Raw genomic sequence first — 15,412 nt, 5'->3', positions numbered from 1 at the left:
GGTACCCTACGGGGAAGGCGGCGGCACCTGCGCATCTTGTGTTCCCATATCCGGATCCGGTGTTGGTTGCCCTGTGAAATAACAGACTGTAGTCAGTGAGAAACAATGAGGGAGGAAATGATGGAAGCTTATAATGTGTTCAGAGATTTGGCAATTATTATCGTTGCTGCAAAAATATTTGCTATTTTGGCAAGAAAATGTAAAGCGCCCCAGGTGGTAGGGGAAATTGTGGCGGGCCTTATTCTGGGTCCCAGTTTGCTGGGTATGGTGGAGCAGTCCAATTTTATACTGCAGATGGCTGAAATCGGTGTTATTCTGCTGATGTTTTCCGCGGGGCTGGGAACCAACCTGCGCGATCTGATGAAAACAGGGCCAATCGCCCTGCTTATTGCGCTTTGCGGGGTTTTTATCCCCCTTATCGGCGGTTCCCTTTTGTATATGGGATTTTACGGGCTTACACCCTGGGGGTCGGAAGCATTCTATAAGGCGGTATTTATGGGGGTAATCCTGACGGCTACCTCGGTGAGTATTACGGTGGAGTCCCTGAAGGAAATGGGAAAACTGAAGGGGAAGGTGGGGACCACCATCCTGAGCGCGGCAATCATCGATGATGTTATCGGTATTATCGTACTTACTTTTGTTATCGGTTTTAAAAATCCGGAATCCAATCCGGGAACTGTGGTTATGGATACGGTACTGTTTTTCCTGTTTGCCATAGGGGTGGGGTTTGTCTGCTACATCATATTTAAGTGGATGGACAAAAGATATCCCCACACAAGGAGAATCCCCATTTTAGGGTTGGCTCTTTGTTTTGCCATGGCTTTTATTGCAGAAAAGTATTTTGGTATTGCGGATATAACAGGTGCTTATGTGGCAGGCCTCATTCTGTGTTCCATTCAGGATTCGGATTACATTGCGCGGAAAATGGATATTAATTCATATATGATCTTCGGGCCTATCTTCTTTGTCAGCATTGGCCTGAAAACGGATATCGGGGATATGAATGTGTCGATTCTGTTTTTTGCCGTATGTTTTGTATTGGTTGGACTTATTACAAAAATTGTGGGTTGTGGTATTATGGCGAAAATATGCCGATTCAGTAATGCGGATTCCCTGAAAATCGGCGTGGGTATGATGACCAGAGGGGAAGTGGCCCTTATTGTGGCGCAGAAGGGCCTGAATGTGGGTCTGCTGAATTCCGTTTATTTTACGGCGGTTATTCTGTTGATTGTATTTTCTTCCATTCTTACACCGATTATACTGAAAATATTGTATTCTAAGGACAAGACACCGCAGGAACCGGATTCCGCTTTGGTTTCTTAGGAGGAACGCATGCTTTTTAATTCCTATTTTTTTCTGTTTCTGTTTCTGCCTCTGGCTTTGGCGGGCTGGTTCCTGCTGAACCGGTGCAGGCAGTATAAGCTGGCGCAGGGATTTCTGATTGGGATGTCCCTGTGGTTTTATGCTTATTATAATATAAGCTTTCTTTGGGTTATTGCGGGAAGCTGTATTTTTAACTATGGTATCAGTGCCTTGCTGTTCCGCAAAAACACACCCCGCAGCCGGAAGCTTTTCCTTGCTGTGGGATGTCTGGGAAATCTGGGGGCGCTGGGATATTTTAAGTACTGTAATTTCTTCCTGGAAAATGTAAACGCTCTTTTCCATGCGGATTTTCAGTTAAAAACTATTATCCTGCCTCTTGGAATCAGTTTTTTCACCTTTCAGCAGATGTCTTATCTCATTGACCGGTGCAGAGGGGAAGCGCCCCATTACGGGCTTCTGGATTACCTGAGCTTCGTTACCTTTTTTCCTTCCCTGATTTCAGGCCCCATCGTACTTCATGCGGGGACGGTTTCCCAGTTCCGTGAGGAAGCCCTGCGGAGGTTCGATGCGGAAAGTTTTGCAAAAGGCGTGATGCAGTTTACCATGGGGCTGGGCAAAAAGGTGCTTCTGGCAGATACGCTTGCACTGGCAGTTAATTACGGATATGCTAATATTGCTTCCCTGGACAGCATCTCGGGTCTTGCGGTGGCATGCTTTTATACCCTGGAACTGTATTTTGACTTCAGCGGCTATTCGGATATGGCTATCGGTATCGGGAAAATGTTCCGTATTACCATACCGGAGAATTTCCGTTCCCCCTATAAGGCGGAATCGGTAAAGGATTTCTGGAAGAGATGGCATATTACCCTGAGTTCCTTTCTGCAGACCTATGTTTATTTTCCCTTGGGCGGCAGCAGGAAAGGAAAAGCCAGGACGATTCTGAATACGCTGATCACTTTTCTGGTCAGCGGACTGTGGCATGGTGCCAACTGGACCTTTGTTTTCTGGGGGCTTCTCCATGGGATCGGCGTTGCTTTTAACAGCCTGGAACTGGTAAAGGTGAGAAAAAAGTGGCTGGCGAAAGCTCTTACCTTTGCTTATATATGTGCCGCCTTTGTTTTTTTCCGGGCGGACAGTCTGGGAGACGGCTTTCGGATTATGGGAAGGATATTTTCCTTAGAGTATAATGGTTCGGTAATGGCTTTGGCGGCCGCTATGGAGCCTTCTGAAATTTATCTTGTGACGAAAGCGCTGTCTATAGCTGCGCCGGGGCTGGTAGGAACCGCACAGCTGGCGGTTATGCTTTTTATTTCAGGAATCTGTGTTGTGGTGCTTACACAGAAAACAACGCAGCAGCAGGTGGAAAGAAAGAAGATTACCTTTTCCTTTACCTTTGGGTTGGCTTTTCTTTTTGTCTGGTCCGTCCTGTCCCTGTCCGGGGTGAGTACTTTTGTTTATTTTAATTTCTAGCAGGATAACGGGTTTGACCGGTTATCCTCGAAAACAGCGGAGACACTATGTATCAGAAATTTCTTAAAAATTATGCGGTTACGGCAGGAATCCTTCTGGTTCTGGCCGCAGGGCTGGTGATCCTGTTTGATCCCTTTTTTCATTATCATGAGCCGGTGGGTCCATTAAAAGCGGTATTGACCAAAAAGGAATACCAAAGTATAGGGACTATTCGTAATTTCTCCTATGACAGCCTGATTTTGGGATCCTCCACGGCGGAGAATTTCAATAACAGATGGTTTGATGATGCTTTTGGCGTCACTACGGTAAAAGCCATAAAAAGCTCCGGGATAACGGCCCAGCTGGACTATTATCTGAAGCAGGGGTTTGAAAACAGGGAAATAAAAGCTGTTTTTTACAGTCTGGATTTGTTTGCCCTGGGAGGGGATCCGGATACCGTATTTCCGGATGAATCCATGCCTTTGTATCTGTATGACAACAATCTGTTTACGGATGTTAAGTATGTGCTGAATAAAGATGTGATTTTTGAGGATATCCCGTATATGCTGGCGGAAACCTTTCTGGAGCCTTACGACGAAGGGACCTCTTATAACTGGGCACAATACAAAACCTTCGGCAGGGAAGAGGCGCTGCGTAATTATAACCGGCCGGACGTAATACAGCCTGGGAAGGCGGAAGAAGAATATAAAGACTTTGTGGACGGCAATGTGGATCTTCTGGTAAAACAGGTGGAAAGGCATCCGGAAACCACCTTTACCTTTTTTTATCCCCCTTATTCCATGCTGTGGTGGGATAATATGTACAGAAGCGGGGAATTAGGGCAGTCCATGTACGCGGCCCGCACTTCTATGGAAAGACTGCTGGATTATGAGAATGTAAGGATGTATTATTTCCAGAATGACAGGGAGATTATCCTGGATTTGGATAATTATATGGATCCGGTTCATTTTACAGCCGGGATCAACCAGTATATGGTAGAACAGATGAAAGAAGACAATTACCGGCTTACCCGGGAAAATTATCAGGATAAGCTTGCCCAAATGCAGGAACTGGTTGAAGAAATACTGGAAAAGGAAATTCATAAGTATTTTAATCAGGACAGGCAGAAATAGTGAAAAGTAACATAAAAAACCACAGCGCCTTCTGCACAGCGGCAGAAGAGCTGTGGTTTTGTTAAAATACATGCAAAGGAAAGTTAAACCTTTCTGAAATCATCAACAGGCATGATAAAGATAGTGGCACCGCCCACCTCCACATTAACCGGTACGCTGGAAACTGCGTTGGGATATACGTTACAATTGGAAGGAGCCGGGGGCGTATACATGATCTGCTGACGTTTGCCTGAATGCTGCTTGATGATTTCGCACACCGCATCCACTTTTTCATCTTCGATACCCAGAAGAAGTGTGGTATTGCCTTTTTTCAGAAAGCCGCCGGTGGTGGCAAGTTTGGTAACAAAATACTTCTTTTCATTCAGTTCATTGATAAGTAAAGGTGCATCTTCATTATGCACAATAGCTAAGAGCATTTTCATAGGCTACTCCCTTCCGCCGCTTTTATGCGACACAAGTTTTCTTTCTCTTAGTATAAGTATTTTTCTGGAAAATAGCAATTTATTTTGCACAAATTTAACAAAAATTGTGCAAAATCACAAGAAGTAGGTTATGATAGGAAGAGTGAAGCTGTGAGGATGTGGATCCGTAATAGAAAAGTCAGGATATGGGAAAGGATAGAATGACGTGACCGATAAGGAACGCTTTGATTGGGCCAGGGATAAGATTGTGGGAACGGTGAGGGAACGGCAGGGGATCGGAACCCTGTCGGAAAAAACAGTCCATGCGGTTTTGAAAAATTATTATGCTCCGGATGAGGATATGCATGAAATACCCATCGAAGGAAGCGTGGCTGACATCTATACCGGGACGGAAATTGTGGAGATACAGACGAGAAGCTTTGACCGGATGAGGGATAAGCTGCGCAAATTCCTTCCTCTTTATCCGGTAACCATTATTTACCCTATCCCTTATGAAAAGTGGCTGATATGGATTGATGAGGAAACCGGGGAGTTTGGCGGCCGGAGAAAATCGCCGGTTAAAGGGAATGCCTATGGTGCGTTCAAGGAATTATATAAAATCAAGAATTTTCTTTTGGATGATAATCTTCATCTGAAGCTGGTGTTTATAAACATGGAGGAATACCGGCTGTTAAACGGATGGAGCAGGGATAAGAAAAAGGGATCCTCCAGATATGACCGAATTCCGTTGGAGCTGGTGGATGTCATGGAAATTGACTGTCCCAGGGATTATCTTCAGCTGATTCCCTATGGTATCCCGGAGCCTTTTACCGTAAAGGAGTTTGCAAAGGAGGTTCATATCCGGGCCAATCTGGCTCAGATAGTACTGAATATATTGACTTATGCGCAGGTGGTGGAACGGGTGGGCAAAAAGGGAAATGCCTATCTGTATCAGGTATTGGAAGGAGACGATTAAAATGAAATCAGATGAAAACGGGAAAATCCGGCTATATACGGGCAGCTATAATGCACCTGTGCTGACCGGTGACGGAACGTTTTATCAGGGCAACGGAAAAGGGATATGTCTGTGGAGCTTTGATGAAGAGACGGGAAAGCTGGAAAAAAAGAGGGCTTACGGACAGGCTCTCAATGCTTCCTGGATTGCTTTTTCCCCGGATCGCAGGATGCTGTATGCGGTGAATGAACTGGATGATTATAAGGGGACCCATGGCGGGGCTTTGAGTGCTTACCAGTTGGGAGATGAAGGGGAAATTGTGCTGAAAAATATCCTTCCCGTCATGGGGGCGGCACCCTGCCATGTGAGCGCTGACTGCCGGGGCTGTTTTGTTTATACGGCAAATTATAACGGCGGCAGCATGAGCCGTTTCCGTCTTGCAGAGGACGGAAGCCTTTCTGAGATGGATTGGCAGCTTGTCCACAGGTTCGGGGAAAAAGAGAACCGGGACAACAGGGAGAGGCTGCGCAATCCCATCCGCCAGGAGAAACCTCATGTACATAGCGCAGCTATAGAAGGTGATTTCCTTTGGATTGCGGATTTGGGAACCGATGAAATATCCTGTCTGGAGGCCGATAGGAGCGGTGACGCAATGGAATGTGCAGCATCTGTTTTTCTTCCGGCGGGAAGCGGGCCCAGAAGTATTGCCTTTGCCCCGGATAAAAAGAAAGTGTATGTGACCTGTGAGCTGAGTAATGAGATTGCGGTGCTGGAGTGGGAAAAAGAGGATAGAAAAATCACTCTGCAGCAGATGATATCCAGTCTGCCGGAAAGGAGTGGGAAGATACAAAGAAGCACGGCAGGAGGAGTGGCATTGTCTCCGGATAACCGATTTCTTTATGTGGGAAACCGGGGGGATGACAGCATAGGAGTATACCGTGTGGATAACAGGGGGACTCTTGAAGGGGTGCAGTGGATATCTTCCGAAGGAAAGAATCCCAGGGGATTTCAGATTTCCCCGTCCGGCCGGTGGCTGCTGGCAGCGAATCAGGACAGCGATAATCTGGTGGTGTTTGAGAGGGATGATAAATCGGGGAAACTGGAGAAACGGTGGATTTATGAGGCAGGGGCGGTGGTTTGCCTGCAGTTTACCACATAATTCTGAAACAAAAATGTCTTCCGCTTATAAACGGAAGACATTTTTGTAATTTCATTGCAACTAATCAGAGAAATACCCAAATCTTTCAATAACGGTAAGTGCAGGCTCAAACAAAATAATATACTCTTCTATTTCAGCATAAATTCCATATTTAGAATGATAAACAGCAAGGGCATCCTTCAGAAATTCTTCGGTTACATTCAGTAAAACAGACATTTCATGAAGGTTTCTGCAGCCCGATTTATAGGCATGTATAATTCCTGATAATCCGATTCGTTCATTATAAGCCCAATAACGTCCTCTTAATTCCTGTTTTCGGTTTTCATCAATGTTCTGGTTAATAATATTACCTGAGGCAGTATAATAGTGTCCCAGTTCTTCTGCAAGAATGCAGGCCCGTTCTGACGTAGTAGTTATGTTTTCATTCAGAGTGATAGTTCCGTCTATATAAAGTCCTTTGATCCTTTCACTTTGAAAGGGATAGGTAATGACTTCTATATGTTCATCATCCGCTTTTTGAGTTAATTCTTCATATTCATTCACTCGTTGCCATTCCTCCGCACTAATATATAATACGTTACTATAGCATAAATGAAGTACTATAAAACGGACTTTATTTCTTTCTGCTCTTAATAAAAGCGGCATATTGCCTGATTTCTTCCAATTCTTCTTGTGTGTATTCATCACCGCTGAAATGAGCGGCAATTGTTTCCGTCATCGTATCCCAGCCATATATCTGATTAGGTTCAATTTTAAATATTTTACACATCTTTTCAATCATATCCGCATCCGGTTTATTATCGCCTCTTTCCCAGTTGGATATAACATTTTTTGACTTTCCCAGTTTGAGAGCCAATTCTTCCTGTTTTAAATTAGATAAGAGTCTGAATTTCTTAATATTTTCTCCAAGTTGAGTCATTAATTTTCTCCTTACCATTATTTATTGAAAATTATACAGTAAAACTGTGTTGGTGTAAAGATAAAGTTCAGTAAATCTGTATATAGGACTTGACTATACAGAATTACTGTGTTATTTTTGAATAGTACAGTATTTCTGTATATATTGATTAACAGTTCAATGGAAAACAGGAAGGAGAATATTATGAATAAACGGGAACTGAGCCTTGAAAAATATGGAATCAGCGGAAAACGATATAAAGAATTAAGCGGTTTTTGTGAACAATATCCGGAATGGGTAAGCAATTTAAAACGACTTAAGAATCCGGCAGGAAGTATGACATTCTCCGGGGTCAGTGTAGAGGATATTCCGGACAAGAGAAGAAAGGAAGAGCTTGAAAGTAAGTGTCATATTGTGGAAAATGCTGCAAGACAGGCCAGCCAGGATTTACAGCAGTATTTAATTAAATCCGTCTGTTACGAAGAACCTTTTTGGTATTTACGGGATATTATGGGAATCCCCTGTTGTCAAAGAACATTTTATGACTATCGGAGATATTTTTTCTACCTGTTGGACAGAGAGAGAAAAATATGACCACCTTAAGGACATTAACTTTTGTTATTCTACAATTGTGAAAGAGAGAAACGGTACCGTTCCTAAAAATTATTGTAATTAGATGAAAAGAGGTGATGTGATTGGTGGAAGTAAGATGCGGAGGCTGCGGCAGAATGCTTGGAACATTTGAAGGCAGGGGAGAAGTAAAATGTCCAAAAACGGAATGTGGCGGTATGAACGTATTTAATACGTCAGAAAACAGATATCTGTTTACTCCCAAGAACCGGATTGAGAAAAACCAGCAGTCTGGAAAGGAACGAGATTAATATGATTGATAAAAGAATGGATATTCTGGTTCGTATGCAGAAGGATTTAAAAACAGTTTGTAATAATATCAGTCTGGCTTATATACCTAATCCGGAAGAATTTCCTTATATATGGATAAATCAAACAGAAAATCCGGTTGCTGTAGTTGATATGGATAACCAGGAGTGTGCGGTAAAGCCGGTTATAGAGTTACATATTCAATATCAGGGAAATCCGGAGGATGGTTTCCGGATTGCGGGTGAAGTGGATAACACTATGAGAAATATGTTTTTTAACAGAATCCAGGGATGGAAACAGCCGGCAGAAATAAATGATAGCAGCATTCTCTCACTGACTGCAGTGTATAGCAGGATTATTGCAGATGGAGATTATATATAGAAAATAATAGGTAAACCCCTTAACAGGAATTTTAAATTTCCGGAGGCCAGTTTAACCGCAGACATGGACTCTGATTAAGGTTTACATATACTAATTTAAATCAGGAGGAAAAATCATGACAGTAAAAAAAGCATTAAGTACAATGGGAACAATTTTAGAATTCAGTTCGGATGGAACAAGCTGGGCAAAATTATGCACAATTAAATCTTATCCGGCATTAGGCGGTTCTCCGGAACAGATCGAAACAACGGATCTGGAAGATGAGACCCAGACTTTTGTCCCGGGGGTACAGACCATGGAAGCCATGGAGTTTTTGGCGAACTATACATTTGAAGCGTATACGGCAGTGAATGCCAAGGCAGGTACACCAGGCCAGTACAGACTGAGCATGGGGACAGATGGTGCCGATGGTATTGCGTCCTGGAGCGGGCAGCACATCGTATTTATAAATGAAGGCGAAGTAAACGGAGTCAGGGAGATGACTATCAGTGTATCACCGTCAACACGTATTACTGTTGCAGCAAAGGAATAATATCTGAACCCATTAGGGAGCCGGTTGTCCGGCTTCCTATAAACAATAAAATGAAGGAGCGTGCAAAATATGAGTATTAAAATAAATAATAAAGAATATGAGGTTCCCCAGTTAGGTTTTAAAGATATGGTAGCAATGGAGGATATGGGATTTTCTATCATTGATTTATTTCAAAAGCAGAAGGTCTTTTCTGTTGCAACAGCTTTTGTGGGAATTTGTGCGGGCTGTAGCAGAGATGAAGCTGAAAGATTGATAGAACAGCATATTATGGGCGGTGGTTCATTGGATAGCATTTATGAAAGTTTTACTTTGGCGGTGGATCGAAGCGGTTTTTTCAGGAAGCTTCTGGGGAGAGAACAGAAGGAATAATAAATTATACTGAGGAAGAAGATGTACATTATCCAAAACGGCAATTTACCTCATATAGTCAGGTTATATATGAAGTATGGCTGCCGGCAGCTATCCGATACGGAATTTCATTTGATTCTTTTTGGTATATGAATCCGCGTATTATTAATATTTATCAGGATTCTTATAAAAAAAAGAGGAAAGAACAAATGGAGTTGGGGAACTGGTATGCCTGGATACAGGGACAGTACCAAATGGCATCAATTGCGGCTGCGATTGGGGGACGGAAGCATAGATACCCCCAAAAACCTTTTGCTATTTTTGAGAATGAGACACAGATAAGCGGAGAAGAAAAATTTCTGTTGTGGGTTGAAGAATACAACAGGAGATTTGAGAATAAAGAGAAACAAAATGACACTGAGCGCCCATGAGCGCCTTATGAAAGTGTGGTGTGATTCATGGGAAAAGAAAATGAAGAAGACGTTAGTAAGATACAGACATTTGTAACGGATCTTAAAACTTTTGGGGATGCAATCAGTAGTATTGATGGAAATATTACCACTTTTTCAGACTCTATAGGAAAAATGGCAGGTGCTATTGTCCCCAGTCTGGAAAAAATAGCTTCTTCTATGCAGACTGGGGATTTTGGAGGAGCATTCAGAGAACTTGCAGGCGGACTGTTATCATTGGAGAATATCAGCGGGGTAATAGGCACGCTTTCACAGACAGGTCAAAGTATTATAGACTTAAAAAAGAATTTATCTGGGTTGGGGCCGATAATATCAGGCGTATTTGGAAGCGGAGGAGGAGCCCTTGCATCTATCGGTACAACATTATCAGGGTTATCCTTACCTTTTGTAGGTATTATTGCGGCTATAGCTGCCCTCGCCCTTGCCTTAATGGATCTATGGAAAACAAGCGAAACATTTCGGAATGCAGTACAGCTGGCTTTTGATTTAGTAAAAGATAGTTTCATGAATGCATTTGATAAAATCAGTGAGGTTATTGGAACCTTATGGGAGCAAATCAAGAACTTAGGCAGCTCACTTTATGAATTTTATGAGGAAAGCGGTTTAAAAACTATTGTGGAAGCTTTTGCTTCTTTTATGACAGTACTTCTTGGTATTGTAGCTGGTGCAGCTATCGATATTATTGCCAGTCAATTTGCAGCCCTCGGTATTATTCTGGGGGGAATTATTGATGTTATTACTGGTGTTGTACAAGTACTGACAGGAATTTTTACTCTCGATGGAGACAAATTCATGGAAGGCCTCCGAACAATTGGGGATGGACTTCTGGAAATATTCGGAGGAATTGGTGAATCATTATTAGGATGGTTTGAAGGGACACTGTCAACCGTGGGGACGGCCATAGCTGAATGGTGGAATGGCACCGTACTTCCGTTTTTTGCACAGATACCTGACAAATTTATGGAACTTATTGAGTCTATCGGTTCCTGGTTTGCCCAACTTCCGGAAAAGATAGGGTATGCTCTTGGTTATGCCCTTGGCGCCATCATCACCTGGGCAGAAGGTCTCTATGAATATTTAAGTGAAAAAATACCCGAAATTATTGAGAATATTGTGGAGTGGTTCATGGGACTTCCGGGAAGGATTTACGAAGCCGTTACGCTTGTTCTTGAAAAGGTAGGGGAATGGAAAGATGATTTCGTTGCATTTGTTAAAGAGAAAGTACCGGAAATTGCAGATACATTAATCAGCTTTTTTGAAGAGCTGCCTGCAAAATTCATAGAAACAGGAAAAGAGATTATCAATGGATTATGGAAGGGGATACAGGATGCATGGGAAGGATTGAAAAAATCAGTTGGTGAATTCTGTAACAGTTTTTTGCAGGGATTTAAGGATGCCCTTGACATTAACAGCCCCAGTAAAAAGATGTCTGAAATTGGCGACTATGCTATGATGGGACTTTTCCAGCCATTTCAATCAAATGAAGAAGGTATTGCACAGATAAATGCGTTTGCAAATTCTTTTCTTGCGTATTTTAGTATGGTATTTAGTCCGGAACGGTTCATGGAAATCGGTAATGCAGCTATTTTAGGATTTTCTCAGGGAATAGTAACCGCATTTTATAATTTTCAGCTGATGTTTGCAGAATTGATGCTTCAGTTTACAGATTCTATTGTTGAAAGTATGGCAGGAATAGGGATGGGGATACTGGAACCGCTTACTATTCTGACTGAAGAAATGGGTATTATTTTAGAAGGAATCTCCCAGATAATGAGAGCGGTATGGTCGGGTATACTGATGACTACCCAGACTACATGGACGCTAATACGTAATTCCGTTAAAACGCAGCTCGGTTTTATGCAGCTGGACCTCAGGACAGGTATGGAAAAAACCAATCAGGAATGGGGAATTAAATGGAGAAGTTTTATAGAGATTGTCAGGGAAGCCTGCAGTGATGTTCTCCATGCTGTACAAAATCTTAATAACCAGATAAAAACAATCTGTAGTTCCATGGAGGCTTCCATCCGGTCAGTTAAAAAGGAAATGTCTACGATAGGCGGGGGTGTTGCTTTATCTGTAAGAGGCTTTGCCGGTGGGGGATACCCCAATACAGGAGAACTTTTTGTGGCACGGGAAAATGGGCTGCCTGAGATGGTAGGTACAATAGGGAACAGAACTGCAGTAGCTGCTAACGACCAGATTACAACTGCTATCAGGGATGCTGTTGTACAGGGGATAAACAATGAGGAACAGAATCATTTATTAAAAGAACAAAACTATTTATTACAGGCTATTCTTGAAAAAGAAGGAAATGTTATATTTGATACAAGGGAAGGTTTGGAAGCGCTTGAAAAAAGAAGAAAACGCAATGGTTTCAGCTTTGCCTGATCTTGCAGCGATGGCCTGTTGGCCGTATGGAAAGGAGGTAATATGTCGGCTTTTTTATTCGTGAACGGAATGGCATTCCCTGCTCCTAAACGGGGATTCAAGATGTCAATCGTAACTAATGTAGAATCAAACATAAATGCTAATGGTGCAGTTGTAGGTCAGGTTGTGGGCAGGAACCAGTATAAACTGGATTCTATGCAGTGGGATTGCCTGGATGCGCAGGTATGGGAAAATATGCTGCAGGCGTTAAAACCTTTTTATATCCCTGTAACTTTTGAAGATCCGGAAACCCGAAATAGAAAAACACTGTTCATGTATCCGGGAAACCGTAGTGCAGAACCATACAGCCTTGACAAAGACAAACAAATTAAAAGGTATCGCAACTGCCAGATTAACCTTATAGATTGTGGGTGGGAATAATGCAGCAGTGTAGTAATAATTATAAAAAGTCAATGAAGAATATGCTTCGGAACAGAGGATATATCCGGATATATATTGGTGTGGTTAATTCCCAGGCACAAAAAAACGCCGATATTTCGGATGAAAGAAATCAATTTACTTATTTTTCTGATGTAAGGGGACCCTTTGATTCGGAAGCGGTGGAATGCATATATGCAACAGGAGAAGAGAATTTTTCAAAAGTTGACGGTAATTTCTACTTTCTTCCAAGAAGTGATAAAAATATAGCCTTCCGTCAAGGATTGGTAACCGAGGAACTGCTGGGAACGATTTATGTTCTTTTTAGACAGCAGGAATTGGATATAAAAGGGCTTACAATAGACTTTGGTGAAAATTATCCCGTTGATTTTACGATAGAAAATGGGAATGAGATTTATAATTATACGGATAACGGCAAAGCAGTATGGTCTACCGAAGATGTATTTTATAATACAACCTATTTTAAGATAACACCTCAGAAAATGCGTAAGGGACAGGGAAGACTCAGGATTTATCAATTTATGTGCGGGATAGCAAACAGCTTTACCAATGGTGAGATCTTAAAATATTCTTTTAAGGATTTTGTTTCCCCAATAACAGAAACAATACCGAGCCAGGATATGAGTATTACGGTAGATAATCATAAGTTATATTATAGTGCAGATAATCCGGACAGCACCTTAGCTTTTCTGGAACCGGGGCAGGAGGTAAAAGCAGCTTTTGGTTATGATGTGGATGGTATGGGAACGATTGAATGGATTGCTGAAAATACAGTTTATTTAAAGAGCTGGACCGCGGATGATAAGCAAGCAAAATTCACGGCAACGGACAAATTCGATTATTTGTCGGGAACATATTATAAAGGATTGTACCGATCAGAAGGAATCAGCCTTTATGAGCTGGCTCTTGATGTCCTTCAGGATGCAGGTATTGTTGATGAAAAAGAATACTTTATCGATCCTTATCTTAAAAATATTTATGTTTATAATCCCATACCCGTAGTAAAACATACGGAAGCCCTACAGATGATTGCCAATGCCGGCAGATGTGTGCTGACCTATGACCGAAAATGCAGAATTCATATGCAAGGTTCCTTTATTCCGGAAATGCAGGCATCTTCCGATGATCAAACCGTATTCAGCAAGGTTCAGAATATTCTGAATAATGAGACAAAGAACGCCTATGCCATGGAAAGTAAAAATTTTTCAATTGTTGACGGCAGTATATATTTTATTTCAAAAAAGGGGGATTTTTTACAGACCGGCTATGTAAGTGAAAGTATTGCAAATGAAACAGGTAATTTTGTAACAAATCCGGTTATTACTATAAACCTTGAGGCAGCTATGACTGCATTTGGAGTAAGGGTATCTTTTAGAAATGTGGCGCCGGATGCATTTGAAATACATACTTTCTACCAAAACAATCCGGTTACTGTAATTACCATAACTGAACCCGAGGACTTATTTGTATCACACGATGAGTTTCCTTTATTTGATAAAATGGAATTTATTTTTACAAAAGGAAAGCCTTATAGCCGCATAACGGTAGATTCCATAGAAATAGGAGATATCACCGATTATACACTTGAATACGGTACCGATTTAATCGATTCCCCGACAGGGATAAGGCAGAGTAAAGTTAAATCTATTGATATCTTGAGGAGAATTTACCATAACTCAGCCGAATCAAGAAAAGATTTATGTACGGAAGAAATGGTAATAAGTCCGGAATCAGACACATATACCGTATATTTTACTAACGCTTCTTATGGATTTTCAGCCGAGGTATTAGAAAATCCCCTCATAACCTGTGATATTAAAGATTATAGTAATTTTTTTGCAACGATTAAATTTAATGGTGTCATGGATAAAACTTCTGTTACATGTAAAGTCAGTGGATATGAATACAAAGTGGAAGAGAATTATTATAGCGTAAAACATAATTACCAAGGAGAAGTAAAGGTATGGAAAAATCCGCTTATCAGCACCTGGCAGCAGGCCGCCGATCTGGAAAAATGGCTGGCATCATATTATTTAGGAGATATAGAATATAGTTTGAAAATGCGGGGAGATCCCAGAATTGATGCAAATGATTTCTTTTTTCTCGAATTAAAGGAACGAGAAAATCCTATGATTTGCGGATATCAAAATGAAATCAGATTTAACGGAGCCTGGGAGGCTGCAATGAAAGCGAGGAAGGTGGTGATGGAAGTTGGCAGGGAATAATCAGCAAAGAAACGCGGATGTTGAATTACAGTGGGTAAGTCCCAAAACAGACTGGAAGAAAACAGATCCGTTTAATATTTCGGATTACAATAGGATTAAAGGAAATATTAATTATTTACATGAATGGGCAGTTCATCTATATCCTTATTTTTCAATTTCTGAAATGGGAGAAGATAAGGAAAGCTATGCATCCTATTTTTATGCGGATGAATTTAACCGTATGGAAGAAAATGTAGATGCAATCAATACTCATATATTTACTGATAATTATGGGACTGCCCAGAGTTTTTATGATAACGGCAAATTTATTGACTGGACGGAATGTAACAGATTAGAAACAGCTACATTGCAAATGTATAAAATACTTGAACGGCAGCAGGCCGGATTACCCAGACTTGCATTTCGTTTAGGTAACAAGAAAGGTGGTATTTAA

17 protein-coding genes are annotated in these 15,412 nt (G+C 41.6%); 14 read left to right on the top strand and 3 right to left on the bottom strand.

Annotated features, from left to right (window positions below; translation table 11 throughout):
- Window positions 1–117 precede the first annotated feature (117 nt).
- The 3 genes from DXA36_RS26805 to DXA36_RS26795 are packed head-to-tail and all read left to right on the top strand — an operon-like array spanning window position 118 to window position 3,905.
- Window positions 118–1,323: a cation:proton antiporter gene (locus DXA36_RS26805; RefSeq protein ID WP_330425107.1), complete on the top strand. Its 1,206-nt coding sequence runs from the start codon at window positions 118–120 to the stop codon at window positions 1,321–1,323.
- Window positions 1,324–1,332: 9 nt separating this feature from the next.
- Window positions 1,333–2,793 (top strand): MBOAT family O-acyltransferase, encoded by a 1,461-nt coding sequence (locus DXA36_RS26800; protein WP_118682339.1) that lies wholly within the window; start codon window positions 1,333–1,335, stop codon window positions 2,791–2,793.
- A gap of 47 nt (window positions 2,794–2,840) precedes the next feature.
- The gene (locus DXA36_RS26795) at window positions 2,841–3,905 is read left to right on the top strand and encodes an SGNH/GDSL hydrolase family protein (RefSeq protein ID WP_118682338.1); all 1,065 of its coding nucleotides are present in this window, start codon (window positions 2,841–2,843) and stop codon (window positions 3,903–3,905) included.
- 83 nt (window positions 3,906–3,988) lie between these two features.
- Here DXA36_RS26795 and DXA36_RS26790 read toward each other — a convergent pair whose 3' ends face one another.
- On the bottom strand, window positions 3,989–4,327 hold the full coding sequence (locus tag DXA36_RS26790; protein ID WP_009254987.1) for a cyclic-di-AMP receptor: 339 nt from the start codon (window positions 4,325–4,327) through the stop codon (window positions 3,989–3,991).
- Between the two features lie 205 nt (window positions 4,328–4,532).
- Between DXA36_RS26790 and DXA36_RS26785 the strand changes: the two genes are divergently transcribed.
- Both DXA36_RS26785 and DXA36_RS26780 read left to right on the top strand, forming a co-directional pair.
- A complete protein-coding gene (locus DXA36_RS26785; RefSeq protein ID WP_118682337.1) occupies window positions 4,533–5,282 on the top strand; it encodes a hypothetical protein in 750 nt (249 codons plus the stop codon).
- A 1-nt stretch (window position 5,283) separates the two neighbouring features.
- A complete protein-coding gene (locus DXA36_RS26780; protein WP_182479272.1) occupies window positions 5,284–6,420 on the top strand; it encodes a lactonase family protein in 1,137 nt (378 codons plus the stop codon).
- 60 nt (window positions 6,421–6,480) lie between these two features.
- On the opposite strand, the gene DXA36_RS26775 is transcribed toward DXA36_RS26780, so the two are convergent.
- Together DXA36_RS26775 and DXA36_RS26770 are read right to left on the bottom strand one after the other, a co-directional pair.
- The gene (locus DXA36_RS26775) at window positions 6,481–6,963 is read right to left on the bottom strand and encodes an ImmA/IrrE family metallo-endopeptidase (RefSeq protein ID WP_118682335.1); all 483 of its coding nucleotides are present in this window, start codon (window positions 6,961–6,963) and stop codon (window positions 6,481–6,483) included.
- A gap of 70 nt (window positions 6,964–7,033) precedes the next feature.
- Window positions 7,034–7,339: a helix-turn-helix domain-containing protein gene (locus tag DXA36_RS26770; RefSeq protein ID WP_182479271.1), complete on the bottom strand. Its 306-nt coding sequence runs from the start codon at window positions 7,337–7,339 to the stop codon at window positions 7,034–7,036.
- Window positions 7,340–7,522: 183 nt separating this feature from the next.
- On the opposite strand from DXA36_RS26770, the gene DXA36_RS26765 reads away from it, so the two are divergent.
- The 9 genes from DXA36_RS26765 (at window position 7,523) to DXA36_RS26720 (ending at window position 15,412) form a co-directional block, all read left to right on the top strand.
- Complete coding sequence (locus tag DXA36_RS26765) at window positions 7,523–7,912, top strand: hypothetical protein (protein ID WP_118682333.1); 390 nt, start codon at window positions 7,523–7,525, stop codon at window positions 7,910–7,912.
- A gap of 288 nt (window positions 7,913–8,200) precedes the next feature.
- On the top strand, window positions 8,201–8,578 hold the full coding sequence (locus DXA36_RS26755) for a hypothetical protein (protein ID WP_118682331.1): 378 nt from the start codon (window positions 8,201–8,203) through the stop codon (window positions 8,576–8,578).
- A gap of 115 nt (window positions 8,579–8,693) precedes the next feature.
- Window positions 8,694–9,110: a hypothetical protein gene (locus DXA36_RS26750; protein WP_118682330.1), complete on the top strand. Its 417-nt coding sequence runs from the start codon at window positions 8,694–8,696 to the stop codon at window positions 9,108–9,110.
- Between the two features lie 69 nt (window positions 9,111–9,179).
- Window positions 9,180–9,479, top strand: coding sequence for a hypothetical protein (locus DXA36_RS26745; RefSeq protein WP_118682329.1), 300 nt, complete (start codon window positions 9,180–9,182; stop codon window positions 9,477–9,479).
- A gap of 188 nt (window positions 9,480–9,667) precedes the next feature.
- Window positions 9,668–9,889, top strand: a complete 222-nt coding sequence (locus DXA36_RS26740) for a hypothetical protein (RefSeq protein WP_118682328.1) — start codon at window positions 9,668–9,670, stop codon at window positions 9,887–9,889.
- Between the two features lie 27 nt (window positions 9,890–9,916).
- Window positions 9,917–12,316: a phage tail protein gene (locus DXA36_RS26735; protein WP_118682327.1), complete on the top strand. Its 2,400-nt coding sequence runs from the start codon at window positions 9,917–9,919 to the stop codon at window positions 12,314–12,316.
- Between the two features lie 42 nt (window positions 12,317–12,358).
- Window positions 12,359–12,736 (top strand): hypothetical protein, encoded by a 378-nt coding sequence (locus DXA36_RS26730; RefSeq protein ID WP_118682326.1) that lies wholly within the window; start codon window positions 12,359–12,361, stop codon window positions 12,734–12,736.
- Window positions 12,736–14,979: a hypothetical protein gene (locus DXA36_RS26725; RefSeq protein WP_147366654.1), complete on the top strand. Its 2,244-nt coding sequence runs from the start codon at window positions 12,736–12,738 to the stop codon at window positions 14,977–14,979. Before DXA36_RS26730 ends, DXA36_RS26725 begins: the two co-directional genes overlap by 1 nt.
- Entirely contained in the window at window positions 14,966–15,412 is a 447-nt protein-coding gene (locus DXA36_RS26720; RefSeq protein ID WP_118682324.1) for a hypothetical protein, read from the top strand. The genes DXA36_RS26725 and DXA36_RS26720 overlap by 14 nt, the downstream gene beginning before the upstream one ends.

The organism is Eisenbergiella sp. OF01-20, from assembly GCF_003478085.1.
Classification (GTDB): domain Bacteria; phylum Bacillota; class Clostridia; order Lachnospirales; family Lachnospiraceae; genus Eisenbergiella.
This window is presented reverse-complemented; position numbering and strand designations above follow the sequence as displayed.

Excerpts from the sequence above, each read along its gene's own strand:
- DXA36_RS26725 (WP_147366654.1), top strand. The coding sequence starts at position 12,736 with ATGCAGCAGTGTAGTAATAATTATAAAAAGTCAATGAAGAATATGCTT.
- DXA36_RS26770 (WP_182479271.1), bottom strand. The coding sequence starts at position 7,339 with ATGACTCAACTTGGAGAAAATATTAAGAAATTCAGACTCTTATCTAAT.
- DXA36_RS26730 (WP_118682326.1), top strand. The coding sequence starts at position 12,359 with ATGTCGGCTTTTTTATTCGTGAACGGAATGGCATTCCCTGCTCCTAAA.
- DXA36_RS26765 (WP_118682333.1), top strand. The coding sequence starts at position 7,523 with ATGAATAAACGGGAACTGAGCCTTGAAAAATATGGAATCAGCGGAAAA.
- DXA36_RS26790 (WP_009254987.1), bottom strand. The coding sequence starts at position 4,327 with ATGAAAATGCTCTTAGCTATTGTGCATAATGAAGATGCACCTTTACTT.
- DXA36_RS26755 (WP_118682331.1), top strand. The coding sequence starts at position 8,201 with ATGATTGATAAAAGAATGGATATTCTGGTTCGTATGCAGAAGGATTTA.
- DXA36_RS26780 (WP_182479272.1), top strand. The coding sequence starts at position 5,284 with ATGAAATCAGATGAAAACGGGAAAATCCGGCTATATACGGGCAGCTAT.
- DXA36_RS26805 (WP_330425107.1), top strand. The coding sequence starts at position 118 with ATGATGGAAGCTTATAATGTGTTCAGAGATTTGGCAATTATTATCGTT.
- DXA36_RS26735 (WP_118682327.1), top strand. The coding sequence starts at position 9,917 with ATGGGAAAAGAAAATGAAGAAGACGTTAGTAAGATACAGACATTTGTA.
- DXA36_RS26740 (WP_118682328.1), top strand. The coding sequence starts at position 9,668 with ATGGAGTTGGGGAACTGGTATGCCTGGATACAGGGACAGTACCAAATG.
- DXA36_RS26750 (WP_118682330.1), top strand. The coding sequence starts at position 8,694 with ATGACAGTAAAAAAAGCATTAAGTACAATGGGAACAATTTTAGAATTC.
- DXA36_RS26745 (WP_118682329.1), top strand. The coding sequence starts at position 9,180 with ATGAGTATTAAAATAAATAATAAAGAATATGAGGTTCCCCAGTTAGGT.
- DXA36_RS26800 (WP_118682339.1), top strand. The coding sequence starts at position 1,333 with ATGCTTTTTAATTCCTATTTTTTTCTGTTTCTGTTTCTGCCTCTGGCT.
- DXA36_RS26795 (WP_118682338.1), top strand. The coding sequence starts at position 2,841 with ATGTATCAGAAATTTCTTAAAAATTATGCGGTTACGGCAGGAATCCTT.